Origin of the sequence: Mucilaginibacter galii, from assembly GCF_014635825.1 — a bacterium.
Lineage (GTDB): Bacteria > Bacteroidota > Bacteroidia > Sphingobacteriales > Sphingobacteriaceae > Mucilaginibacter > Mucilaginibacter galii.
The window spans coordinates 114049-137548 of sequence record NZ_BMDO01000002.1 but is presented as its reverse complement, the minus strand read 5'-3'; the positions used below and the strand labels follow the sequence as shown (position 1 = coordinate 137548).

Sequence of the window (23500 nt, the reverse complement as noted above, 5' to 3'; positions counted from 1 at the left end):
AACATCTCGTATCAAATTAACGTACACATGCTCATGATTACCCTTATTGCCGGATTGGTTGTTGTCAACTTGGTTGTAGCCATCAATAACAAAATAAAAATTTCTTAACAGCGCTAATCCTGTTTACCAACGCTCTACCCTATCAACGTTAACTTTACCTTTTTAGGCAGGCTGTTAAAGATCAGGTCATACGAGTGGTCAATCATTTCGCACAGCTGCTTGCGGGTTAGGCTGCCATCCATAAACACCGTATTCCAGTTGGTTTTGTTCATATGAAAGCCCGGTTGTACCTCACTATATTGCTCACGCAGTTCAATGGCCTGCTCGGGGTCGCACTTTACGTTAAAGCGGTTGCCTTGGGCTAAACTGGTAAGCAAATAGATTTTCCCGCCAACTTTAAACACCAGCACGTCGTTGTCAAAAGGCATACCCTCTGTGGTGTGAGGCTTTTGCAGGCAGTAATCGCGCAGTTCTTCTGTGTTCATTAATTAAAGTTAGGTAATTAACCCGAATTTTTATTCGCTCTTGAAAAGACAAAAGCGATAGTATCTATTTTGATCAAGATAAGCATCACCTTACATCTGTCATTATAATTCTACACTTGTGTAACCACAACTAAAAATAAAAACTTCATTTTTGCGCTATCTGCAAATACCGCATTATGTATAATTTAACCCATACCGTTACCGAGCGTTTTTTACGCTACGTTGCCATAGATACCCAGTCGGACCCGGAATCGGCTACCCAACCGTCAACAGAGAAACAGAAGAACCTGGGCAGGTTACTGGTACAGGAACTGCTGGCAATTGGCATTACCGATGCCCATTTAGATGAGCATGGTTATGTATACGCCACTATACCCGCTAATACCGATAAGCAAGTACCAGTTATTTGCTTTTGCTCGCATATGGATACCTCGCCCGATTGCAGTGGCGAAGGCGTTAAACCCATCATCCACCAAAATTACCAGGGGCAGAACCTCGTTTTGCCCGATGACCCTACGCAGGTACTTAAACCGCAAAACCACCCTGAGTTAAAGAACCAAATAGGGAACGATATTATTACCGCAAGCGGCACCACGCTGCTGGGTGCCGATAACAAGGCCGGCGTAGCCGAAATTATGGATGCCTGCTACCAATTAATGCAGCACCCTGAGATTAAACATGGCACCATTAAAATTTTGTTTACGCCCGATGAAGAGATTGGCCGCGGCGTTGATAAGGTAGACCTGCAAAAACTGGGTGCTTTTGCCGCCTATACCATAGATGGAGAAACTGCTGGCAACATGGAAAATGAGACATTTTCGGCCGATGGTGCCAAACTTATCATCAATGGGGTAAGTGCACACCCGGGGTTTGCCAAAGGGCAAATGCAAAGCGCCATCAAAATTGCCGCCCAAGTTGTAGCTGCATTGCCATTTGATCTTTCGCCAGAGGGAACCGAGGGTATGGAGGGGTTTGTACACCCGGTTGGCATAAGTGGCCATGTGGAGCAAGCTACGGTTGAATTTATTATCCGCGATTTTGACTCGGTAAAATTACAGCAACATGCCCAGACAATTAAAGCCATAACTGAAAAGGTTTTGCAAAGCTATCCTGACGCCGCTTACCAACTCATTGTTAAAGAGCAATACCGCAACATGAAACAGGTATTGGACGAGCATCCGCGAATTGTAGAATATGGTATGGAAGCCATTAGCCGTTCTGGATTAGACGCTAAACTGTGTAGCATAAGGGGCGGTACCGATGGATCACGCCTATCATTTATGGGTTTACCTACGCCTAACATTTTTGCCGGAGAGCATGCCTTTCATGGCCGCCAGGAATGGGTATCGGTACAGGATATACAGAAAGCCGTACATACCATTCTGAACCTGTGTGCTATATGGGAGGAGCACGCGGTTTCTTAAATTTTGCCTTTCAAAAAGCAATATTAGCTATTTGCAAAAGTGGCAAAAATTGAGTTTTAAATATATTTTGCATGATAGTTGCAGCTATACTTCTCGAAAATTTATTACGACCGAAGAACCAAGCCGCAAATCTGAAAATTTAACTTAAAGTTATCAGTTTCTGCATGCAGGCATGGTTCTTTACAGTTACAAGAATGCTTATTTTAAATAAAGCTTTTTATTAGTTTAATAATTTTACAATTACAAGTTTGCCAAAATATGAGATTTAAACCCTTATTGAGGTACATATAACCCACTTCCAATTTATTTTTGAAGCAAAATATGTATTATTAGTAAAAAGGTTAAAATTTGTATTACGGCTTATCATTTTACAACTATACTATCTACAGAGACTTCCATTATGAAGGTTTCCTATTTAAGTGTTCTATAATTATGAGGAAAATATTACTCACTTTAGCGCTTTTTTTACCCATTTGGGCAATTGCACAAACTGCCGGAAGCTACGTAAGGGCCGGTAACGCTAAAGATAATGTAAAAAATTACACCGGTTCAATTATTGATTATACGCGGGCTATTCAGTTGGATAGTACCAACGTGAAGGCTTTCTTTTACCGGGCCAACGCCAAGGGAAACATTAAAGATTACGAGGGTGCCATTGAGGATTATACCCAAACCATCAGGCTTAAACCCAATAGTGCCTTATCTTATCTTTACAGGGCCAATGCCAAAGCCAGCCTTGGCAATTATACCGAGGCTGTGCAGGATTTTACCACTTCTTTAAAGTACAAGCCCAATAACTCCGAAGCCTACCATTACCGCGCAAATGCCAAAGCCAATTTAAAAGACAATAAAGGTGCGATTGAAGACTTTACCCAGGCTATAGCCATTACCACTAAAAATGCCGATCTGTATAAATATAGAGGTGTGGCATTCAGCAACATCGGGGATAATCCCGCTGCTATTTTAGATTATGACCGCGCTCTTAAAATGCGGCCTGCCGATGCAGAGCTTTACTATTTCAGGGCTAATGCAAAAGCTGCCATCAAGAACTATAACGGTGCTATTTTAGATTTTAACAAATCCCTCGAATTAAATCCGGGTAATGCTGAGGCCTACTATTATCGTGGTAATGCCAAAGTTAATATGGGCAATAACCAGGGTGCCATTGTTGACTACAACCAGGCTCTCAGGCTTAACCCTAAACTATCGGGGCTTTACCATTACCTGGCCAATGCACAAAGCAATGTGTCTGACAACCGTGGCGCCATAGCCGGTTATACTAAAGCCATTGCCTTAAACCCTAACAATGCTGAACTTTACCTGCGCCGCGGTGTGGCCCGTTACAATACTGGCGATAAGGCAAATGCCCTGGTTGATATAAATAAGGCTATAACCATGCAGCCCGATGCTTTTACAGAAGCATACCTAACTCGCGCCAGCATAAAACTTGATAATAAAGATTATGATGGTGCAATTGACGATGTGGAGTTTGTACTCAAAAAAGATGATAAAAATGATGCTGCTTATGCTACCCGCGGCAGGGTCAATGCATCGTTAAAAGATACCGTTGCTGCCTTAGCAGATTTTAATACCGCCATTCAATTAAACCCGCGTAACTCTTATACCTATTTTGCACGCGGTAACATTAAACGCGACAAGAAAGATTTGCGTGGTGCTATTGAAGATTACACCCAAGCTATTAATATTCGTCCTAACTATATAGAGGCTTACTTGGAGCGTGGCAATGCCTACAGCATCACACGCAATTTTACAGCCGCGGCAAAAGATTACCAGCGCGCATTAAGCAATTCGCCAAAAAGCGAGGAAGCATACCTCAAATTGGGCGATGCCCGTGCCATGTTCCGCGATTACAAGGGTGCTATTGACATTTACAACCAGGGGCTGAACATTAACCCTAAAAATCCGGCTTTACTTATCGGCCGTGGGGTGGCAAAAAGCAAATTGGGTTATACCCAGGGTGCTGCCCATGATTTTGACCAGGTGCTGCGTATAGATACCGGATTGGCAGAGGCTTACCAAAACCGTGGTAACTTAAAACTTGGTTATGGTGATTATGAAGGTGCTATGAAGGATATAAACAAAGCCCTTTCCAAGAAACCCACTGAAGAAGGTTATGAATTTTTAGGTAATGCTAAAGCAGGCTTGCATGATTATACAGGCGCTATTGATAACTACAATAGAGCATTAAATATCAATCCAAATAGCGCTAAAGGTTATTATTACAGAGGCTTAGCCAAAAGTAACCTACCCGATTCTATCGGTGCTATGGAAGATTTTAACATTGCTTACGCCAACGAACCGCAAGGTGAGGACTTATATCTGTATCGCGGATTAGCGAAGCTTAATATGAAGGATTCTATCAACGCCATACAGGAATATAACACGGCGATTGAAATGAATCCTAATAATGCTGATGCTTACCTTTACCGCGGCATTGCCAAGTATGAATTGCAAGATTACCTTGGTGCTTCTATGGATCTCACTATGTCTATACAAAATAATCCAGCCAGTAAATTAGCTCTCCTGAAACGGGGTGAAGCCAGAACTCAGCTCAAAGACTATCAAGGTGCAATTGAAGACTTCACTGCGGCTCTTGCATTTGATTCGCTCTATAGACTGGCCTATTATGGACGTGGGCTTGCCCGTGTAAATGTACCATCCGAAAAGGTGAAGGGCTGTCTTGATTTGAGTAAAGCGGGTGAGCTTGGCTTAAAAGAAGCATACGAAGCCATCAGGAAATATTGTAATTAAGGGCAAGCTGAAAATTTTACGCTTCTCTTTCTTGTGTGCTCAATACGTTAGCGCTGTTTTTACCGCTGTATTGTAACTGCCCTTTAAGCCGTTGGTATAACGACCGGTCTTCAAGTGTTTTTTCTAATTGCCCTAATGTGGATAATAAGTTGCAATCGGCTTCGTTCAACCAGCCGCTAACTTCTTCTCGCAAAATAGACAATATGGGGGCAAGATCATCTAAAAGCTTTTTACCATCAGGCGCTAACGATACCAGGCGCTTACGGCCATCCGTACTGTCTTTATGGGCAATGATGAGCTTGGCATTAAGCATTTGATCTACATATTGCACAATAGCAGGGTGGGTTAATTTAAGCTCTTCGGCAACATCTACTATCGATAACATGCTGCGGCGGTTCAGCAACTCGAGCACCAAATACCATTTAGATTCAAAGTTCAGGTTAAGTTCTTTGTATATTTTGTTAACATCGTTAGCCAGCCTGTCGCTCAAACGTTTTAAACGCGTAGCGATAGCCAGCTCCGCCAGTTCGGTAATAAGATCCATAGTTAATGAAATAGTTGCCCCAATATACAATCTTTCTGCATTCATTTAATCTCAAAGCAATATTTGAATATAATTATTTTGTTGAATATCAGATTATAAAAACAGAAAACGTCGCGGGCTGTCTTTCTATCACATTAAAAAACCAAATTATGGACATTACATTAGAGCAGGCAGAAGCCCTCATTTTAGCGGCAAAGTTAAAAGCGCAGCAAATTGGCGTGCCCATGAATATTGCCGTGGTAGATGCCGGCGCAAACCTCAAAGCATTTGTACGCATGGATAAAGCATGGCTGGGTTCTGTTGACATTGCTTTCAAAAAGGCAAAAACGGCACGTTTCTTCGACATGGAATCGGGCGATATTGGCACGCTTTCTCAACCCGGGGGCGCATTGTATAATATCGAAGTATCTAACGGTGGCTTAATTTCATTTCCGGGTGGCATACCGGTTACCAGTGCAGGCGAAATTATAGGAGCCATAGGTGTATCGGGCGGCTCGGTTGAGCAAGACCGCGAAGTAGCATTGGCTGGTTTAGAGGCCTTAAAATAAGCAAGTATAATAGTCCTTACCAAAACTGGTAAGGACTATTATACTTTTATTATGGGTTGGTTGACCACAGGCCACCATCTTTCACAAAAACCCGGCGGTTAAGCTTCAGGTTACTTACAATAAATTCGGCCAAATCTTCGGGCTGCATTACTTTGTCGGGGTTACCGTCTGTAAGGTTTAAGCCAATTGCCAGTTCGGTAGCCACCGTACTTGGCGTAAGCGTACTCACTCTGATGTTGTGTTTGCGCACTTCCTGCATCAGCGAATCGGACAGGCCTATTAAGCCAAATTTTGATGCACTGTAAGCACTGGTTACAGCAGCCCCACGCTGACCGGCGGTAGAAGATATGTTGATAATGTCCCCGGTTTTATGCTCAATCATGGCCGGCAACAGGGCGCGGGTCACATAATAAACGCCCAGTAAATTCACCTGGATGGTTTGTTCGAACTTAACAGGTTCCAGATCTAAAAAACCGCCGAAGTAGGCTACGCCGGCATTGTTCACCAGAATATCTATAAAGCCCAGTTCGGTTTGTAATTGTTTAACAGCGGCGTTTACCGCTTCCATATCGGCAACATCGGCAGTGGTAATGGCTATTTTAACGTTGAACTCCTGCAGTTGGCTTGCAAGTTCTTCCAGATCGGTAGTAGTGCGGGCCAGTAAGCCTACGTTTACACCTTCTTTGGCTAAGGCAATAGCCAAAGCTTTACCAATGCCTTTTCCGGCACCGGTTATTAATGCTGTTTTTCCTTTTAAAGATTCCATAATAATGTGATGGCTTCAAAGCTAAAGAATAGCTTATCAATATAAATGCATTGGTATCAAACTATTGCATTAACGTTTTATCGGTAAGCAGGTTGCTGTAAAACGGATCAGTAAAATCATTACTGAAATGCAGTATATTATTTAAGTGATTAAACTCTTCTTTTTGATGTGTAGTTGTTAATACTACGGCTGACATATCTGCATTTAAGGCTGCTTCGGCACCTTTGGGCACATCTTCAAACACCAGGCAATTTACCGGGTCAATGTTCATTAGCTGCGCTGCTTTTAAAAATGTTTCGGGGTGAGGTTTGCTCAGCAGCACATCATCAGCACTCACAATGGCTTTAAAATAGTGGCGGATATTTAAATTATCGAGCACAAAATCAATGTTGAAAGTAATAGCTGCCGATGCAATAGCCATAGGTATTTGCTGTTGATAAGCCTGCTCTAAAAATGCTGCAAGGCCGGGCAGTAATGCCAATTGGGGTAAATACTCCTGCTGATAACGCTTTTCTTTGGCTATAGACAGTTCTTCTTTTTCGGCATCGGTAAACCTTTGCGGGCCAAAAACACGTTCCAGCACTTCGGCATTTTTGCCATACATATGCGCTTTTACTTCGTCCCAGCTAAAGTTGCCACCCAATTCTTCGTTAAATATGCGTTGCCAAGCCTTGGTATGGTATTCCATATCATTGATCATGGTACCATTAATATCAAATATAAAAGCTTGCGGACGTTGTATCATACCCGCAAATAGGTTAAAATTTGTAAACCCCGCAACTTTTTTTGCACAAATGGCATTCCTGTTATTTGCCTGCATTCACACTGGGTATAAAAGGCTGTAATTACATTTTTGTTAGCTTTGTTACCTGATGAACATTCATAAGATCATAGCCTCCTGGTTTGGTATTGGCTACATAAAGGGGGGAGGTACCATCGCAGCAGCGGTTACCTGTATTATTATATATTTTTTGCAAGGCCATACACTGCTTGAGCATGTATGGGTACTCCCGTTAGCTGCAATTATTATTACGCTAATTGGTATTTTAACCGGAAATGAAGTAGAGGCAGATTGGGGAAAAGATAGCTACCGTGTGGTAATTGATGAAGTAGCCGGACAAATGATAGCCCTGTTATTTATTCCACTAAGTACGGTAAATATCATTATTGGCCTAGTGTTATTCCGCTTTTTTGATATACTGAAGCCATTAGGCATACGTAAAATGGAGAATTTACCTGCCGGTACAGGTGTTATGATGGATGATGTATTGGCGGGTATCTACGCCAACATGGTGTTACAAATAGTGGTACTGATTATGGCACGGACTTAAGCCGCCAATTGAAATTCGATTTTGCTGATCAACGATTGAATGTTGAATGGTTTGAGCAGGAAATCATCAGCTGCACCATCCTCTAAATTATATATTTTAGATGCTGCCTGGTAATAACCCGATACAAATATTACCGGTATATCCCTTGTCTCAGCCTTGGCTTTTAATGCAGAGCATATCATAGAACCGTCTACGCCGCCAAGCATAACGTCTAACAAAATAAGATCGGGTTTGTAAGTTGAAACGGCGTTAAAAATTCGTTCCCCTCTCGACAGTGTTTTAACTTCATAGCCATACTGAACTAACAGTGTGTCTAAAAATTCGAGCATGTCTGCATCATCATCAACTGCTAATATCTTCTTGTACATGGTGTTATACAATTTACAATTAGCATGCCCCAAGTAAAAAAAAACAGATAATATAACAGCTCGGGCCCTTTGTAACGGCTAATTTACACTTACATTACACTTAAGCTTACATTTGCAGCAAATTAATTCCGCTTTTTACCAAAAAAGAGTGCCTGACTCAAGCACTCTTTTTATATGGGCAGACGGTTTACTAAACGTGTATAAAAAAATCGTCGTCTGTTTTACGTACTTTAGCCAGGTGTTGGTAACCATCGTCTTCGGCACGGTAACCGATGGTTACAATAACAGATGCAGTTAAGCCTTTTTCTTTAAGCCCTAATATTTCGTCAAATTTACCAGGGTTAAAACCTTCCATAGGGCAGGTATCAATATGTAACTCTGATGCAGCGCTGATAGCCACACCTAAGGCTATATATGCTTGTTTATGTGCCCAGGCAGTTTTTTGATCTTCGGTTAAATGACCAATAGCGCCTAAAATTACTTGCTCAAAACCGGCTAAATTTTCACGGTCGGTTTGACGTACACGAGCTGCCTCATCTATATAATTTTTAACGTAGGTTTCGTTGATTTCGGTTTCGGCGGCAAAAACAAGTACTTGTGATGCATCGGTTAACTGCGATTGACCATATGAGGCTTCTTTCAATTGCTCACGAATAGCTGCGTCTTCTACCACCAATACTTCAAAAGGCTGTAAGCCGTATGATGAAGGTGCAAGTTTAACGGTTTTCAACAAAGTGTCTAACTGTTCGGCACTTATTTTTTTCGTATGATCGAATTTTTTAACGGCGTAACGCCATGCTAATGATTGTTCTAAAGACATGATTTTATGTTTTGATAAGTCGAAATTAAATGTTTAAACACATATATTTGTAATGTAAGCGTAATCCTTTCAAATTGATGAGGTTTCGTGTATTAAGTGAGCTTGTTGCTTAAAATAATAGAATATTGAAGTCAGATTAAATTAGAGCTTGTTAGTAATTTTACCTATCAATTCTGTAAAGTAAGGGAAATATATAGTACCCCAAATAGGGTTCTTAAGATACTTAACAGTGCGTAGGTTTGCAGTATCGTAAATTACCGGTATTTCAAACGCCGACCAATGCTTTTTAGATGGTTTCTCGCAAAACTCAGCTGCATCACGGTCGGTAGTTGTGGCCTTTAAAATGGCAACAGACCCAACGCCCGATTGTATCCCACGCGGCCATCCCCGGTTGTTCTTGGTGGCATACTCGTAGCATTCGTGAGAAAATCTTTCAATTAACACCTTATCTACCGCACTGTTTGCCGAACCAATAAAAACAAAGGTGTTTAGTTGGGTAGCTAACCAGCTCCATCTAAATTCTTTGGTATAGCCTACAGCACAGCTTATACCGGCTATGGTTGTATTTTCAACAAATAGACCTTCTTGCTTTAAAACTTCTTCTGATGACATATAGATAAGTTAAGGTATAACAGCGTAACAGAAACCGCGGCGTACTCGTTACGCAACATTCCATTAACTAAGCACAACCCTAATTGTTTGATACTTACACACCGGCAACCTGCAGTATCTCAAAGTATGTTTACGCTAAGAAAACAACCGGATCTACAATAGACCCCGGTCGCGCAGTTCTTTTTTGCGTTGCTTTTCCAAACGTTTTTGTTCACGCTTGGCATCGCGCTCACGTTTCTTAACAGCATCGGCAGAATCGGCCAGGGCATCTTTCTTTAAATCGGCACTGTCTTTTTTGCCAAACAAGCGTTGGAAAAAACCGGGTTTCTTTTCGGGCTCCTGTTGCTCGGCCACACCTGGTAAAAGCATCCCCGCATCAGGATCATCAGGGTCCTGGCGTAGTATACTATCGGCCACTGCAGTATCAATTGGCGCAATTTTTTGCCTTAACGATTCTCTTAATCTTACGTTGTAAAAGCCATAGGCACTACTATCGGGCTGGGTCCAGCCACGTTTAGCCATCAGGTTACCAATGAGTCTGAAATATCCATGCAAACGGTAACGTAACGACCCGTCGGGTTCAAAGGCGTACAAACCTTTCTTAGGGCTTGGCACAATGCTGGCCAGGTAAATACTCTCACCTAAAGTAAGCTGTGACGGTGCTTTGTCAAAGTAATAGCGCGAAGCCTCGCCTATACCGTATACGTTACGTCCCCACTCAATAATATTAAAGTACACCTCCAGCATACGGTCCTTGGTCATGATACGGCCGTTCTGGATAAGCCATACAATGAGGATTTCCTCAAACTTACGCGTTAGGGTTTTTTGCCGGCTTAAAAACGCATTCTTGATCAACTGCATAGAAATGGTACTACCGCCGCGTTTAAAGCGTTTTTCTTTAAAATCTTCGGCTATAGATTTACGCAGCGACTCCTGCACAAAGCCCTGGTTGGTATAAAAAGATGGGTCCTCCGCCGTCATTACTGCATTACGCAGATCGGGCGCTATATTGTAAAGTGAAGTATAATTAGGGTTTGACGGACCAATGTTGCGCGACGGCATCGGTTTGCCCTTTTCGTAAGGCGTATACACAAACTCGCGGTTAAGCCGCCCCAAGTCAACCTTGCCAAACTTCAATATCCTGAAATCCTGTTTAGCCAAACCCGATTCAAACTGCACATCGTCGGGGTTAGAGGTGTCAATAAAAAAATGCAGGTTATAACGCAGCTTTCCGGCTACCTGTATACCCTCTAAAGACTCAAACAAACCTTGCGGAAACGAATCGAAAACATCTTGCGCGTCCTGCCAGTTGGTATGCATTTTTACAGCAAGCGTTCTTACGGGGTTCATTTGATATTTAATAGCCGGGTGAATGTCCAGCTTTTTCAAATGGATCACTGATGAACTATCTAAGGAAACATACCTGCCGCCAATAAACAAGTTAGCATCTATGGAACCGCTGGGTATAACCACATCGGTAGCCGATAAAGCAGGATGGTTGACCAGCAAATTTTTCACCGCAAAATAGCTGAACACTTGGGTTTCATCATCGCCATGCTCCACGTTATTGAGGCGCGTGGTGAGGGTATCGAAATTGAGTTTAAGCTTAAACTTCTTTTCAATAAGCGGCAGCTCTACCTTTTTACCGTCGGCATAAAGCTTCACGTCAATTTCTTTATCAGATGGATGCAGCTTACCGGAAAAATGCCAGGTAGATTCATGGTCGTTCACATCAATGGTCGATGTCAGATCGCCATCGTCTATCTTGGCTGTTTTAGCCAGCAGTTTTACCTGGTTGCTATCATCGGCAAAGGTAATGCGGAAGTTTTGCAGGTTTAAGTTATCGGGTATCTTGTAAAGTACCTGGTTAATAAGGTTATCGGCCAGTTCGTTTAACCCCGATTTGGATTTGGTATTGGTAGAATCTTTCTTTTTCCTGAACAGGAAATCAAAATTACGGACACCGTTCTTACTGGTGAGATTTAACCATCCGTTTTTGAGGGTAACATCTGAAAGCTTAACCTCACCCAATATTAGCGGCAGCAGTTTTACACTAACCTCAAAATTATCAATCCTGATGAGGCTATCGCGCTGGTAAGGTACCACGCTGATGCCGTTAAAGGCAACCGTGCTTAAGCCGGTAAATTGTGCCGTACCTATTTTTACATCTAAATTATACTCACAGAGGGCTTTTGCCTTAGCTTTGCTGATAGCAGTTTGCAGTAAAGTTTCGCGTTTAGAATAAGCGATGTAGCCGCCTATAAGCAGAACAAGTATGAGCACGCCAATTACAATGGCAGCTATACGCAGATATTTAGGAGTAGGGCGATGCATCAGTAAATTTTATCCAAAACTAAAATCTTATCGGCTATAAAACGATTTCCAACCGCAAATATTCTTTAACAAAAGCAATGCAAGGCTGTTTTACTAAATTTGCGCCAATTTACATAGCATGCAATTATCACAAGAACAAGTTTTACAAGCCCTGAGTAATGTTGAAGAGCCTGATTTGAAGAAAGATCTGGTAACGCTGAACATGATCCAGGATATACATATTGATGGCAACAAGCTCAGCTTTTCAGTAATCCTCACCACACCGGCCTGCCCGTTGAAAGGATTGATAGAGAATGCCTGCCGCAACGCCATCAGCCATTTCATCAGCCCTGAGATTGAGGTGAGCGTTAACATGACCTCGCGGGTTACCACGCAAAAGAACACCGGCGTGCCTGGCGTGAAGAATATTATTGCCGTAGCCTCGGGTAAAGGCGGGGTAGGTAAATCTACCGTGGCAGCCAATTTGGCACTGGGGCTTTCGGCCTTGGGTGCAAAAGTAGGTTTAATTGATGCCGATATTTACGGCCCATCGGTGCCTATTATGTTTGGGTTAGAAGGTGCACGCCCGCGGGCCAGCCAGGAAAATGGAAAAACGCGTATAGAGCCCATTGAGAAATACGGCATCAAGCTGTTATCTATCGGTTTCTTTACCGACCCTAACCAACCCGTGCCGTGGCGCGGACCAATGGTTTCTACCGCGGTAAAACAACTATTTAACGATGCCGATTGGGGCGACCTGGATTACCTGGTGGTTGATTTGCCCCCCGGTACCGGCGATATCCATATCACTGTTACCCAAAGCTTCCCTATTACCGGTGCTGTTATTGTAACAACCCCGCAGGATGTGGCTTTGGCCGATGCTAAGAAAGGCGTGGGCATGCTCATGATGGAATCTATCAACGTACCTATTTTAGGGGTGATCGAAAACATGTCGTACTTTACCCCTGCCGAGCTGCCGGATAATAAGTACTACATTTTTGGCCAAGGCGGCGGTTTAAAACTGGCCAACCTGGTTGGTGCTCCGTTTTTAGGCGAAATACCTTTGGTAAAAAGCATTAGCGAAAGCGGCGATGCCGGTACACCTGTAGTACTTAACGGCGATGGCATTATGGATGTAGCATTTAAAAATATTGCCGAGCGTGTAGCCCAGCAAATTTCGATCAATAACGCAAAGGCTACCAATTATGCCGATGTAATAAATCGTTAAAAAATAATATCTTTACATTAATAAAATTATAAACATGAGTTTAGTTGATCAGGTAGAAGCAGCCCTTGATACCATAAGACCATATCTGGAGGCTGATGGCGGGAACGTTTCAGTGGAGGAGATTACGCCTGATAATGTGGTGAAGTTAAAATTATTAGGTTCATGCGGCTCGTGCCCCATGAGCATCATGACCTTAAAAGCAGGGATTGAGCAGGCCATTATGAGAGCCGTGCCTGAAATAACTGCCGTTGAGGCCCTGAACTTAACCGATATTGATGACCCTAACGCCGTACTGCCCGAAAACCTGCGGTAGTGTTAAGTATTGTTAAAAGCGTTACCTGTTTATTCGAAAAGTTTATTTTTGTGGCATAAAACTATTTTTGATAAACCCGCGTACTAAACTTGTAGGGCTATTAATACGAATGAAAAAGTGTGTATTCATCTTAATTGGCTGCCTCTTCGCAGCATTTACCGCCTTTGCTCAAAGGGCCGATAAGCCGCTTGTTCAGTTTACAGGTATTACCTACAATGCCGATAGCAGTAAGGTTATCGTACCTTATGTAACCATTACCAACATCTCTAATAAAAATACAACTTATATAGCCAACTACAAAGGCTACTTCTCGTTTGTTACCCACGAGCAGGATACACTTCGGTTTAGCGCAGTGGGCTTTTTCCCGCAGGATGTAATCATTCCGGCCAATAGCGTTAACAAGAGCTACACCATTCAAATTTTTATGCGGCCGCAGGTCATTATGCTGCCTGCTTTCCATATTTTCCCATGGGCTACTACCGATGAGTTTAAGAAAGATTTTCTCACCATGAAAATTGCCGACGACGACTTGGAAAACGCCCGCAAAAATCTAAGCAAGAGTGCTTTGGCTGCCACAAACAGCACCCTTCCGCGTGATGCCGGCGAAATACAATCGGCCATAGGGCAGGATATGCACCAACGTGTGCTTAATTCCCATTCCCTCATTCCCAACCCGCTCTTAAATCCGCTGGCTTGGGGTAGCCTCATCAAATCCATTACCGCCGGTGATAAGAGCCGCAGTAATTAGCGTTTGCCCTGCTTAACTCCAATCTTTCAAGTTATAAAGCAATTGCTAAAGAACATAAGCCGCCTGCTTACCTGTCGTACACTCGTGCTTTGTATTCTACCGTAACGCAAAACTTCGATAACTAACGGCTTTAATAAACAATATGGCTGCTTATGCTATTAATTAGTTATGAGAAAGCTCGCTTTACCTTCGTTAATGTTTATGCTGCTTTGCTTAAGCAGTTGTGAAGCTATAGGTGGAATATTTAAGACAGGCCTCTACGCCGGTTTAGTGGGGGCAGGTGTCATTATAATTTTTGTTATTTATCTGATCATCAAATATCGCGGTGGCAGTAACCGCTAATTATACTTATGAAAGCAATGGTATTAACCGGGGCCGATAAGCCCTTTGAATTACAAGACGTTGAAAAACCTGCACTTAATGCAGATGAAGTACTGGTACAAGTTAAAGCCGCGGCACTTAACCGCCGCGATTACTGGATTACTATAGGGCAGTATGCAGGTATCAAGTATCCTTCCATCTTAGGGTCAGACGGTGCCGGGACTGTAGCCGAAGCTGCCACTGATGTCGATCAAAGCTGGATAGGTAAGGAAGTACTGATCAATCCATCTCATGATTGGGGTGAGCACCCGGAATACCAAGCTAAAGACTTTAAAATTTTAGGTCTGCCTGAAAATGGCACCTTGGCCCAATATGTAAAAGTAAAGACCAAATATCTGCACCCCAAGCCTTCGCATTTAACTTTTGAGCAGGCTGCTGCTATCCCGCTGGCAGGTTTAACTGCGTATCGTGCTTTGTTTACCAAGGGCCGTGCCAAAGCCGGCGATAAAGTATTGGTGGTTGGCGCTGGATCGGGCACCGGTACCTTTGCCATACAATTTGCCAAAGCCGCCGGTTGCCAAGTATTTGTAACCTCAGGCAGCGGCGAAAAAATTGAGCGTGCAAGGCATTTGGGTGCATCGGCGGGCGTAAACTACAAAGCGCAGGACTGGGCCGAAGAATTGAAGCATATGGCTGGTGGTTTTGATGTAATTATCGACAGCGCCCTAGGTAAAGATTTTAACAAAGTAGTTGGTCTGTGTAATCCGGGAGCACGTATCGTATTTTTTGGCGGCACAGCAGGTAACATACCCGAGCTGGATGCCCGGCCACTATTTTGGAAACAAATTCAAATTATAGGTACTACTATGGGTACCGCCGAGGATTTTGCCGCTATGCTGAACCTGGTGAACCAGCATAAAATTGTGCCAGTAATTGATGAAGTGTTTCCGCTGGCCGATACGAAAAAGGCTATTGATAAAATGGGCAGTTCATCGCAGTTTGGCAAATTGGTTATTACTATTTAAGGCATGCTGCAACTCCGGGTAGAGGCTATTGAAAAAGAAAATGCCGATACCAGCACCTTTTACTTAAAGGAGGTAAATGGCAATAAGATAGCTTACCAGGCCGGGCAGTTCATCACCTTGGTTATTAACCATCACGGAGAAGAGATCAGGCGTTCGTACTCGCTGAGCTCTTCTCCGCAAGAGGCGTTGTTGGCAGTTACCATTAAACGGATACCCAATGGCGAGATAACCCGTTACCTGCACGCCTACACTAAAATTGGTGATGTTTGGAATGCCGTTGAACCCGCAGGGCGATTCACACCGCCCCAGCTAAGCAATGATACAACACTGTTTTACTTTGCGGCAGGAAGCGGCATTGTGCCCATTTATGCTCATTTGAAGTACTTACTCAGGCAGCAGTCGTCGCTTAAGATTACCCTGTTTTATAGTAACCTGAATTCCCAAGCCATTATTTTTAAGCAACAATTAGATGAATTAGCCAATGCATATCCGCAGCAGCTAAACATTGTGCACCTGCTCAGCAGCGAAGCCCGCAGGCTCAATAACATTATGGCCGAAAAACTGGTGCGGGAATATGCGAGAGCTTATCTTCAACAGGCTCAATTTTACATTTGTGGTCCGTTTACCTACATGCGTATGGTGCAGCTTACGTTGCTGTATATGGGGATGGAGTCCTCGCAAATTCACAAAGAGAACTTTGTACTTGAGACCGTACCCGTAAGCACTACGGTCACTAACTTTGCTCCTCAAAAACTCCGCATATTTTATCAGCAGGAATGGCATGATATAGTGGTTGGCGAAAACCAAACCATATTACAGGCGGCGTTACAAAATCAACTGCATATCCCTTACAGCTGCGGTAGCGGCGTTTGTGCCGCCTGTGCCGTTAAATGCACAAACGGCAATGTAACCATTGTTAAAAACGAAGTACTAACCGATGCCGAATTAAAGCAAGGCTGGGTATTAACGTGTACCGGCTATGCAGTTAGTGATGATGTGGTATTAGATTTTGGTTGATACTAAAATATAGCCCTTGCAATACGCTTGGTAGGCTCTGGGTTACCCATGGTATAAAAATGAAGTACCGGTACACCAAACTTCACCAACTCTTTACATTGATTGATCATCCATTCTATACCCACTTCTTTTACATCTTTATCATTCTTACAGGCATGTATGGCATCGCTCAAGTCTTCGGGGATATCAATATGAAATATCTTGGGCAGGTTAACCAGTTGCTTGGCCGTAGTAATAGGTTTTAAACCCGGAATGATAGGCACATTGATGCCATTTTCGCGGCAAAGGTTAACGAAGGCTTTGTACTTACTGTTATCGAAAAACATTTGAGTTACTATGAAATTAGCCCCGTTATCTACCTTTTGCTTCAAATATTTAAAGTCGGTTTTTAAGTTGGGGGCTTCAAAATGCTTTTCAGGATAGGCAGCTACGCCTATGCAAAAATCGGTTTTATAAGAAGAGTCCTGGTACTCGTGCAAATAGATGCCATTATTCATATTAGTCACCTGCTCCAGCAGGTCAGTGGCATAGCAGTGTCCGCCTGGGGTTGGAATGAAGCCAGGATCGGCTTTGCGGGCATCGCCACGCAGCACCAGTACGTTATCAATGCCTAAGAATTGTAAGTCGATCAGTGCATATTCGGTTTCCTCTTTAGTAAAACCACCGCATATTAAATGCGGCACAGTATCTACTCTATATTTGTGCTTAATAGCAGCACATACCGCCACCGTACCCGGACGTTTACGGTAAGTAGCTTTCTTGATATTTCCATCGGGCGTTTCGCTATAAAACAAATCTTCGCGCGAAGATGTCACATCAATAAAAGGCGGGTTAAATTCCATCAAAGGATCAATGGCCTTGTATATGCCTTCCATGCTCTGCCCCTTCATGGGCGGCAATAATTCAAAAGAAAACAGGGTTTTTCCCTTTGCGTTATCTATGTGCTCAGTAATTTTCATTTATAGTATCAAGTAATTAGTATCAAGTAACAAGACTTTTTTGAAGACCATAAATCATCTTCTGTATCTCAGTTATTTGATTACTTATTGTTTGTAATTTCTCTTCGGAAATATAATCGAATTCTTTCGCAATAATTAGTTGTGTTTCTAATTCAAACGAAGACCCTAATGCAATACTTAAAAATTGGTGCAACTCTTTGTTTGACTTACGGCCACAGCCTTCAGCAATATTTGAAGGTATAGACACTGCAGCCCTTGTCATTTGCGATATCAAGCCATATCGTTCAGTAGATGGAAATGTACCAGTAAGCGTAAACGTAGTTTTGCATAATTGAATGCCTGCTTTCCAGACTTTTAATTCTTTAAAATTATGCATTTCCCATCTTGATACTTAATACTAACTACTTGATACTAAACTAATAATTCAAATTAGGCCCCAGCCAGCGTTCCACTGTTTCAACTGACATGCTCTTCCGCTTAGCATAATCCTCTACCTGATCTTTTCCTATTTTACCCAATCCGAAGTATTTAGACTCAGGGTGAGAAAAGTAGAAACCACTTACCGAGGCAGTGGGCAGCATGGCCATGCTTTCGGTTAAATGCATGTGCGCATTGTCTTCGGCTTTCAATAAGTCGAACAAGGTGACCTTTTCGGTATGCTCAGGGCAAGCGGGGTAACCCGGTGCCGGGCGGATGCCCTGGTACTGTTCTTTAATGAGTTGCTCGGTATCCAGGTGCTCGTCTTTGGCGTAGCCCCAGTGTTCGCGGCGTACCAGTTCGTGCATTTTTTCGGCGAAGGCTTCGGCCAGTCGGTCGGCTATGGCTTTGGCCATAATGCTGTTGTAATCGTCGTGGTCGGCCTCGTATTTGGCTACCAGTTCGTCGCAGCCAATACCTGTGGTTACGGCAAAGCCGCCAAAGTAATCGGGTACACCGGTTTCTTTAGGAGCTATAAAGTCTGACAAGGCGTAATAAGGCTCGCCTTTCACTTTTTCGCCTTGCTGGCGCAGAGTATGTATGCGGGTGAGTAGTTGCGTGCGGCTTTCGTCGCTGTAAAGTTCAATATCATCGCCCACGCTGTTGGCCGGCCAAAAACCTATCACGCCATTGGCTTGCAACAGATTTTCGTTGATGACTTTGTGCAGCATTTCCTGCGCATCGTCGAAAAGCTTTTTAGCTTCAACGCCTACATTCTTATCGTTAAAGATCTTAGGATAACTGCCTCTTAACTCCCAGGTATGGAAGAACGGCGTCCAGTCTATATAGTCAACCAGTTCTTTGAGCGGGTAAGCCTCAAACACCTTGGTACCGGTAAAAGAGGGCTTGCAAGCTACTGTACCATCTAAATTGAGCTGATATTTGTTAGCACGGGCTTCTTCCAAACTCAGGAAACGCTTGTCGTTCCGCTTGTTCATGTGCGCTTCGCGAGCTTTATCATATTCGGCTTTAACGCCTTGAATATACTCGGCGCGGTTCTCCTTGCTCATTAAAGTGCTGCACACGGTTACACTTCGCGATGCATCCAACACATGGATAGCAGGGCCCGAATAATGCGGTGCAACTTTTACAGCAGCATGAATACGGGAAGTAGTGGCACCACCCAAAATCAACGGAATGGTAAAGCCCTGGCGTTCCATCTCTTTGGCAAAATGTACCATTTCATCAAGCGATGGGGTTATTAAACCGCTAAGGCCAATAATATCTACGTTGTGCTCTTTGGCGGCTTCAATAATTTTTTGAGCCGGTACCATCACTCCAAGATCAATGATCTCAAAGTTATTACAGGCCAGTACTACGCCTACAATGTTTTTACCAATATCGTGCACATCACCTTTAACTGTAGCCATCAACACCTTACCTGCATTACTGCGCTGGTTGGCATCGGCATTTAAAAGCTTTTCGGCCTCGATGAACGGCAGCAGGTAAGCCACGGCTTTTTTCATAACCCGGGCCGATTTTACCACTTGAGGCAAGAACATTTTACCGGCTCCAAATAAATCGCCCACAATATTCATCCCATCCATTAACGGACCTTCAATAACCTCCAGCGTACGTGCATATTGGTGCCGGGCTTCTTCCACATCCACATCAATATATTCTACAATACCTTTTACCAGTGCGTGCGACAGCCGCTTTTGCACCGGTTCTTCACGCCAGCTTTCGTCGCGTACTATTTCTTTGCCTTTGCTTTTTACCGTATCGGCGTATTCTACCAAACGTTCGGTAGCATCATCACGACGGTTGAGCAGCACATCTTCTACACGCTCTAAAAGCGGTTTTGGTATTTCTTCATACACTTCAAGCATACCGGCGTTCACAATGCCCATATCCATACCGGCCTGTATGGCGTGGTATAAAAAGGCAGAGTGCATGGCCTCGCGTACGGTATTATTACCCCGGAACGAAAATGATATATTACTCACCCCGCCGCTCACTTTGGCATGCGGCAGGTTTTGCTTGATCCAGCGGGTGGCGTTAATAAAATCTACAGCGTAATTATTGTGCTCTTCTAAACCAGTAGCTACGGTCAGGATATTAGGGTCGAAAATGATATCCTGCGGTGGGAAACCAATTTCGTTCACCAGGATATCATAAGAACGTTTACAGATCTCTATTCGGCGCTCATAATTATCGGCCTGGCCCTGCTCGTCAAAAGCCATCACCACTGTAGCGGCACCGTAGCTTAATATTTTGCGGGCATGTTCGCGAAACTTGTCTTCACCTTCTTTTAGCGATATAGAGTTGACGATGCCTTTACCTTGAACGCATTTCAACCCAGCCTCAATAACCGACCACTTAGACGAATCGATCATGATGGGCAGTTTGGCAATGTCGGGTTCGGAAGCTACCAAATTCAGAAATTTCACCATGACGGCTTCCGAATCAATCATCCCCTCGTCCATGTTGATATCGATGACCTGCGCACCACCCTCTACTTGTTGACGGGCAACGGTCAGGGCTTCTTCATAGTTCTCAGCTAAGATGAGCTTTGAGAATTTAGGCGAACCTGTAATGTTGGTACGCTCGCCCACGTTTACAAAGTTGGCTTCGGGTGTAATAGTTACCGCTTCCAAACCGCTCAGGCGCATGTAAGGCTGTACTTGGGGTAACTGGCGGGGTGCATGTTTGGCGGCCTTTTCAGCAATGCAGCCAATATGGTCGGGGGTGGTACCGCAGCAGCCACCCACAATATTTACTAAGCCGGCTTTAATAAAATCATCTACCTGGTGGGCGGTTTCGTTCGGGGTTTCGTCATATGCACCAAATTCGTTAGGTAAACCGGCGTTGGGATATGCTGATATATAGACATTAGCCTTTTCTGATAATTCTTCGAGATATGGGCGCATTTCGCGGGCACCCAAAGCGCAGTTTAAGCCCACCGATAACAGGTTGGCATGGCTTATAGAATTCCAAAAAGCCTCCACGGTTTGACCAGAAAGTGTCCGCCCCGATGCATCGGTAATCGTGCCCGATATCATGATAGGCAGATGCTTACCGCTTTCGGTAGCGTAACGCTGCGCTGCAAATAAGGCTGCTTTGGCATTCAGGGTATCGAATATGGTTTCGATCAACAATACGTCCGAGCCGCCATCCACCAAGCCGCGAATTTGTTCGTAATATGCTTCGGCCAAATCGTCAAACGTAACGGCACGATAACCGGGATCGTTCACATCAGGAGATAAGGAAGCGGTACGGTTGGTTGGACCAACAGCACCAGCTACAAAACGTGGCTTTTCGGGCGTTTTTTTATTATATACATCTACTACTTCGCGGGCCAAACGGGCACCTTCAAAGCTTAGCTCGTAGCCCAGTTCTTCCATGTGGTAATCGGCCAGGGAAATACGCTGGGTGCTGAAGGTATTGGTTTCAATGATATCGGCACCGGCATCCAAATATTCGGCATGAATGGCCTTGATCACATCGGGGCGTGTAAGGTTAAGCAGGTCGTTATTGCCTTTCAGATCCGAAGGATGATTCTTAAAACGCTCCCCGCGAAAATCCTCTTCCGTTAACTGGTAGCGCTGTATCATGGTACCCATGGCGCCATCAATTACCAATATGCGTTTTTTTAGTTCTTCTCTAATATCCATGGTCTCTGTTACCGGTTGCCGGTTGTCTGTTGCCAGTGCCGTCAAAATGTTCAGACAACTGCAAACAGAAAACTGTCAACTCATTACGCTTATATCGAAAAGTCGGTTTGTTGGAATTTTGACTCTCGCTTATCCGTCTTAAAACCATACAGTTGCCGGTTTTAAGTAGATTGTAGCACCTTGTAAGCACAGGTTGCTAAGACTTCGCAGGGTCCAATCCCTCCATCTTTCTCTATAAGCGTTACAAATTTGCGAAATAAAAAGCACAAAAAGAAACAAGAGCTAAGAACCAAGAGACAAGATGACAAAGAGTTAAAAAACGAAAAGAGCCAAGATACTGCGGTATTATAAACACCGTCGGTATCTTGGCTCTCAGCTCTTATTTCTCGGCTCTATTACTTACGGCTTCCAAATATTCTTAACAGCGATAAGAACAGATTGATGAAATCCAGGTAAAGGGTTAATGCACCCATAATTGCCATCTTTTTAGTATCGGCAGCGCCATACTCTAAACCTGCGCCAATGCGTTTTAGCTTTTGCACATCGTACGCTGTTAAGCCTACAAACACAGCCACACCTATATAACTAATGGCCTGGCTTAAACCCTCGCTCTGTAGAAACATGTTCACAACCGAGGCAATGATCATTCCTATAAGGCCCATGATCATTAAAGAACCAAACTTGGTGAGATCCTGGTTGGTGGTGTAACCAGCTACTGCCATTATACCGAACACGGCCGAAGAGGTGATGAACACGCCCAAAACCGAGGAAGCGGTATATAACGATAGTATAAAACTTAAGCTACTCCCCATTAACACTGCAAACACAATAAAAAGCAAAGTTAATACAAGCGAAGAGAGCTTGTTTAAGCCGAACGACATGATCATAACGAATGCGATAGGTGCAAACATTACGATGGTACCCAAACCTGTTCTGCGCATAGTTAAAGGGTCGCGCAGCATATCGGCCAGTTGGGCGTTGGTGTTAAATATATATGCACAAAAGGCCGACACGCCTAAAGCCACAAACATCCATAAAAACACGTTGGCAATAAATTTACGGGAGGCGTCGCTACTGCCATCTACTTTTATACTATCATACTGATATTCAAAATTTCTATTTTCCATTGTTGTAAATTAAACAGGATAAAGGTATTGTTAAAATTTGTAATTATTAGACGGTTAAACTGCCATTAAGTTTAATGCATTCTACGATTAATCTCTCCATCTAGTGGCTAAGGAGTTTAAGTTAACCGCCTTGTTAATTGATCCTCTACTAACTTAAACACCTGCAACGGTTTTAAATTGCGCCAGCTTATTTCATCCAATCCGCCGCCAAAGTTAATATAGTAGTCAATGTTGTTTTGTTTAAACTCATTGATCACATGCTCACGGAAATTGATACCGGCAATCCAGCCATCTTCCACATCCTGAAACCACTCTTCGTAATAACAATCGTCTGATGAATGATAATTCAGGATATTCTCTCCAATGAGGATGAACTTATTGATGCCGTTGTCTATCATCAACTCCATGATCTCGCGTTTGAGCATCATGATGTCGTTGTTAATGGCATCGTTCCACTCACCTATAAATTCTATAATCACATAGCCGCGGTCGTAATCGGCATACAGCACTTTCAGGTATAACGTATTAGACCCAAAAGAATCCCACTGTGGGTGCAGCAGGTAATTATAGATCTGCTTATCAAACTCAAACTCATTATACACTGTGGCATAAAAAGGTGAATACTCATCTTCCGCCGCAACATAATCGTCTCTCCACCTGTAATATGGCTCTATCTCGTGCATTTACC

22 protein-coding genes and 1 riboswitch are annotated in these 23500 nt (G+C 43.5%); of the genes, 9 read left to right on the top strand and 13 right to left on the bottom strand.

Annotated elements, in window-relative coordinates; translation table 11 throughout:
* Positions 1-134 precede the first annotated feature (134 nt).
* Complete coding sequence (locus IEV61_RS05745; RefSeq protein WP_188414649.1) at positions 135-485, bottom strand: MmcQ/YjbR family DNA-binding protein; 351 nt, start codon at positions 483-485, stop codon at positions 135-137.
* Between the two features lie 176 nt (positions 486-661).
* On the opposite strand from IEV61_RS05745, the gene pepT reads away from it, so the two are divergent.
* Positions 662-1909: a peptidase T gene (gene pepT / locus IEV61_RS05740; protein ID WP_188414648.1), complete on the top strand. Its 1248-nt coding sequence runs from the start codon at positions 662-664 to the stop codon at positions 1907-1909.
* Positions 1910-2341: 432 nt separating this feature from the next.
* Positions 2342-4681 carry a tetratricopeptide repeat protein gene (locus IEV61_RS05735; protein WP_188414646.1) on the top strand — a complete coding sequence of 780 codons (2340 nt, stop codon included), beginning with the start codon at positions 2342-2344 and terminating at the stop codon, positions 4679-4681.
* 16 nt (positions 4682-4697) lie between these two features.
* On the opposite strand, the gene IEV61_RS05730 is transcribed toward IEV61_RS05735, so the two are convergent.
* Positions 4698-5225, bottom strand: coding sequence for a MarR family winged helix-turn-helix transcriptional regulator (locus IEV61_RS05730; RefSeq protein ID WP_188414644.1), 528 nt, complete (start codon positions 5223-5225; stop codon positions 4698-4700).
* 149 nt (positions 5226-5374) lie between these two features.
* Here IEV61_RS05730 and IEV61_RS05725 point away from each other — a divergent pair, with 149 nt between their 5' ends.
* Complete coding sequence (locus IEV61_RS05725) at positions 5375-5773, top strand: GlcG/HbpS family heme-binding protein (protein ID WP_188414642.1); 399 nt, start codon at positions 5375-5377, stop codon at positions 5771-5773.
* A gap of 49 nt (positions 5774-5822) precedes the next feature.
* Here IEV61_RS05725 and IEV61_RS05720 read toward each other — a convergent pair whose 3' ends face one another.
* A complete protein-coding gene (locus tag IEV61_RS05720) occupies positions 5823-6539 on the bottom strand; it encodes a 3-ketoacyl-ACP reductase (protein WP_188414640.1) in 717 nt (238 codons plus the stop codon).
* Between the two features lie 61 nt (positions 6540-6600).
* Positions 6601-7284, bottom strand: coding sequence for an HAD family hydrolase (locus tag IEV61_RS05715; RefSeq protein WP_188414638.1), 684 nt, complete (start codon positions 7282-7284; stop codon positions 6601-6603).
* Positions 7285-7411: 127 nt separating this feature from the next.
* Here IEV61_RS05715 and IEV61_RS05710 point away from each other — a divergent pair, with 127 nt between their 5' ends.
* Positions 7412-7870, top strand: coding sequence for a phosphatidylglycerophosphatase A family protein (locus IEV61_RS05710; RefSeq protein ID WP_229747050.1), 459 nt, complete (start codon positions 7412-7414; stop codon positions 7868-7870).
* Here IEV61_RS05710 and IEV61_RS05705 read toward each other — a convergent pair.
* From IEV61_RS05705 to IEV61_RS05690, 4 genes are all read right to left on the bottom strand, one after another.
* Complete coding sequence (locus IEV61_RS05705; protein ID WP_188414637.1) at positions 7867-8238, bottom strand: response regulator; 372 nt, start codon at positions 8236-8238, stop codon at positions 7867-7869. The two genes, IEV61_RS05710 and IEV61_RS05705, sit on opposite strands and share 4 nt — an antisense overlap.
* A 190-nt stretch (positions 8239-8428) precedes the next feature.
* Positions 8429-9058 carry an NAD(P)H-dependent oxidoreductase gene (locus tag IEV61_RS05700; RefSeq protein WP_188414636.1) on the bottom strand — a complete coding sequence of 210 codons (630 nt, stop codon included), beginning with the start codon at positions 9056-9058 and terminating at the stop codon, positions 8429-8431.
* 141 nt (positions 9059-9199) lie between these two features.
* Entirely contained in the window at positions 9200-9670 is a 471-nt protein-coding gene (locus IEV61_RS05695; RefSeq protein WP_188414635.1) for a hypothetical protein, read from the bottom strand.
* 153 nt (positions 9671-9823) lie between these two features.
* Entirely contained in the window at positions 9824-12004 is a 2181-nt protein-coding gene (locus IEV61_RS05690) for a transglycosylase domain-containing protein (protein ID WP_188414634.1), read from the bottom strand.
* Between the two features lie 118 nt (positions 12005-12122).
* On the opposite strand from IEV61_RS05690, the gene IEV61_RS05685 reads away from it, so the two are divergent.
* From IEV61_RS05685 to IEV61_RS05665, 5 genes are all read left to right on the top strand, one after another.
* Entirely contained in the window at positions 12123-13211 is a 1089-nt protein-coding gene (locus IEV61_RS05685) for an Mrp/NBP35 family ATP-binding protein (protein WP_188414633.1), read from the top strand.
* A 34-nt stretch (positions 13212-13245) separates the two neighbouring features.
* Positions 13246-13524 carry a NifU family protein gene (locus IEV61_RS05680; protein WP_188414632.1) on the top strand — a complete coding sequence of 93 codons (279 nt, stop codon included), beginning with the start codon at positions 13246-13248 and terminating at the stop codon, positions 13522-13524.
* Positions 13525-13633: 109 nt separating this feature from the next.
* Positions 13634-14272 (top strand): peptidase associated/transthyretin-like domain-containing protein, encoded by a 639-nt coding sequence (locus tag IEV61_RS05675; RefSeq protein ID WP_188414631.1) that lies wholly within the window; start codon positions 13634-13636, stop codon positions 14270-14272.
* Between the two features lie 350 nt (positions 14273-14622).
* Positions 14623-15618 carry a quinone oxidoreductase family protein gene (locus IEV61_RS05670; RefSeq protein ID WP_188414629.1) on the top strand — a complete coding sequence of 332 codons (996 nt, stop codon included), beginning with the start codon at positions 14623-14625 and terminating at the stop codon, positions 15616-15618.
* Positions 15619-15621: 3 nt separating this feature from the next.
* The gene (locus IEV61_RS05665; RefSeq protein ID WP_188414628.1) at positions 15622-16635 is read left to right on the top strand and encodes a ferredoxin--NADP reductase; all 1014 of its coding nucleotides are present in this window, start codon (positions 15622-15624) and stop codon (positions 16633-16635) included.
* 2 nt (positions 16636-16637) lie between these two features.
* On the opposite strand, the gene metF is transcribed toward IEV61_RS05665, so the two are convergent.
* The 5 genes from metF to IEV61_RS05640 form a co-directional block, all read right to left on the bottom strand.
* Positions 16638-17594, bottom strand: coding sequence for a methylenetetrahydrofolate reductase [NAD(P)H] (gene metF / locus IEV61_RS05660; RefSeq protein WP_188414626.1), 957 nt, complete (start codon positions 17592-17594; stop codon positions 16638-16640).
* Positions 17595-17616: 22 nt separating this feature from the next.
* The gene (locus tag IEV61_RS05655) at positions 17617-17970 is read right to left on the bottom strand and encodes a four helix bundle protein (RefSeq protein WP_188414625.1); all 354 of its coding nucleotides are present in this window, start codon (positions 17968-17970) and stop codon (positions 17617-17619) included.
* 40 nt (positions 17971-18010) lie between these two features.
* A complete protein-coding gene (gene metH / locus IEV61_RS05650; RefSeq protein WP_188414624.1) occupies positions 18011-21685 on the bottom strand; it encodes a methionine synthase in 3675 nt (1224 codons plus the stop codon).
* Positions 21686-21811: 126 nt separating this feature from the next.
* Positions 21812-21926, bottom strand: a riboswitch (SAM riboswitch).
* 154 nt (positions 21927-22080) lie between these two features.
* A complete protein-coding gene (locus IEV61_RS05645) occupies positions 22081-22812 on the bottom strand; it encodes a Bax inhibitor-1/YccA family protein (protein ID WP_188414623.1) in 732 nt (243 codons plus the stop codon).
* 116 nt (positions 22813-22928) lie between these two features.
* Positions 22929-23495, bottom strand: coding sequence for a hypothetical protein (locus IEV61_RS05640; RefSeq protein ID WP_188414622.1), 567 nt, complete (start codon positions 23493-23495; stop codon positions 22929-22931).
* Positions 23496-23500: the final 5 nt, after the last annotated feature.

Excerpts from the sequence above, each read along its gene's own strand:
- IEV61_RS05745 (WP_188414649.1), bottom strand. The coding sequence starts at position 485 with ATGAACACAGAAGAACTGCGCGATTACTGCCTGCAAAAGCCTCACACC.
- pepT (WP_188414648.1), top strand. The coding sequence starts at position 662 with ATGTATAATTTAACCCATACCGTTACCGAGCGTTTTTTACGCTACGTT.
- IEV61_RS05735 (WP_188414646.1), top strand. The coding sequence starts at position 2,342 with ATGAGGAAAATATTACTCACTTTAGCGCTTTTTTTACCCATTTGGGCA.
- IEV61_RS05730 (WP_188414644.1), bottom strand. The coding sequence starts at position 5,225 with ATGGATCTTATTACCGAACTGGCGGAGCTGGCTATCGCTACGCGTTTA.
- IEV61_RS05725 (WP_188414642.1), top strand. The coding sequence starts at position 5,375 with ATGGACATTACATTAGAGCAGGCAGAAGCCCTCATTTTAGCGGCAAAG.
- IEV61_RS05720 (WP_188414640.1), bottom strand. The coding sequence starts at position 6,539 with ATGGAATCTTTAAAAGGAAAAACAGCATTAATAACCGGTGCCGGAAAA.
- IEV61_RS05715 (WP_188414638.1), bottom strand. The coding sequence starts at position 7,284 with ATGATACAACGTCCGCAAGCTTTTATATTTGATATTAATGGTACCATG.
- IEV61_RS05710 (WP_229747050.1), top strand. The coding sequence starts at position 7,412 with ATGAACATTCATAAGATCATAGCCTCCTGGTTTGGTATTGGCTACATA.
- IEV61_RS05705 (WP_188414637.1), bottom strand. The coding sequence starts at position 8,238 with ATGTACAAGAAGATATTAGCAGTTGATGATGATGCAGACATGCTCGAA.
- IEV61_RS05700 (WP_188414636.1), bottom strand. The coding sequence starts at position 9,058 with ATGTCTTTAGAACAATCATTAGCATGGCGTTACGCCGTTAAAAAATTC.
- IEV61_RS05695 (WP_188414635.1), bottom strand. The coding sequence starts at position 9,670 with ATGTCATCAGAAGAAGTTTTAAAGCAAGAAGGTCTATTTGTTGAAAAT.
- IEV61_RS05690 (WP_188414634.1), bottom strand. The coding sequence starts at position 12,004 with ATGCATCGCCCTACTCCTAAATATCTGCGTATAGCTGCCATTGTAATT.
- IEV61_RS05685 (WP_188414633.1), top strand. The coding sequence starts at position 12,123 with ATGCAATTATCACAAGAACAAGTTTTACAAGCCCTGAGTAATGTTGAA.
- IEV61_RS05680 (WP_188414632.1), top strand. The coding sequence starts at position 13,246 with ATGAGTTTAGTTGATCAGGTAGAAGCAGCCCTTGATACCATAAGACCA.
- IEV61_RS05675 (WP_188414631.1), top strand. The coding sequence starts at position 13,634 with ATGAAAAAGTGTGTATTCATCTTAATTGGCTGCCTCTTCGCAGCATTT.
- IEV61_RS05670 (WP_188414629.1), top strand. The coding sequence starts at position 14,623 with ATGAAAGCAATGGTATTAACCGGGGCCGATAAGCCCTTTGAATTACAA.
- IEV61_RS05665 (WP_188414628.1), top strand. The coding sequence starts at position 15,622 with ATGCTGCAACTCCGGGTAGAGGCTATTGAAAAAGAAAATGCCGATACC.
- metF (WP_188414626.1), bottom strand. The coding sequence starts at position 17,594 with ATGAAAATTACTGAGCACATAGATAACGCAAAGGGAAAAACCCTGTTT.
- IEV61_RS05655 (WP_188414625.1), bottom strand. The coding sequence starts at position 17,970 with ATGCATAATTTTAAAGAATTAAAAGTCTGGAAAGCAGGCATTCAATTA.
- metH (WP_188414624.1), bottom strand. The coding sequence starts at position 21,685 with ATGGATATTAGAGAAGAACTAAAAAAACGCATATTGGTAATTGATGGC.
- IEV61_RS05645 (WP_188414623.1), bottom strand. The coding sequence starts at position 22,812 with ATGGAAAATAGAAATTTTGAATATCAGTATGATAGTATAAAAGTAGAT.
- IEV61_RS05640 (WP_188414622.1), bottom strand. The coding sequence starts at position 23,495 with ATGCACGAGATAGAGCCATATTACAGGTGGAGAGACGATTATGTTGCG.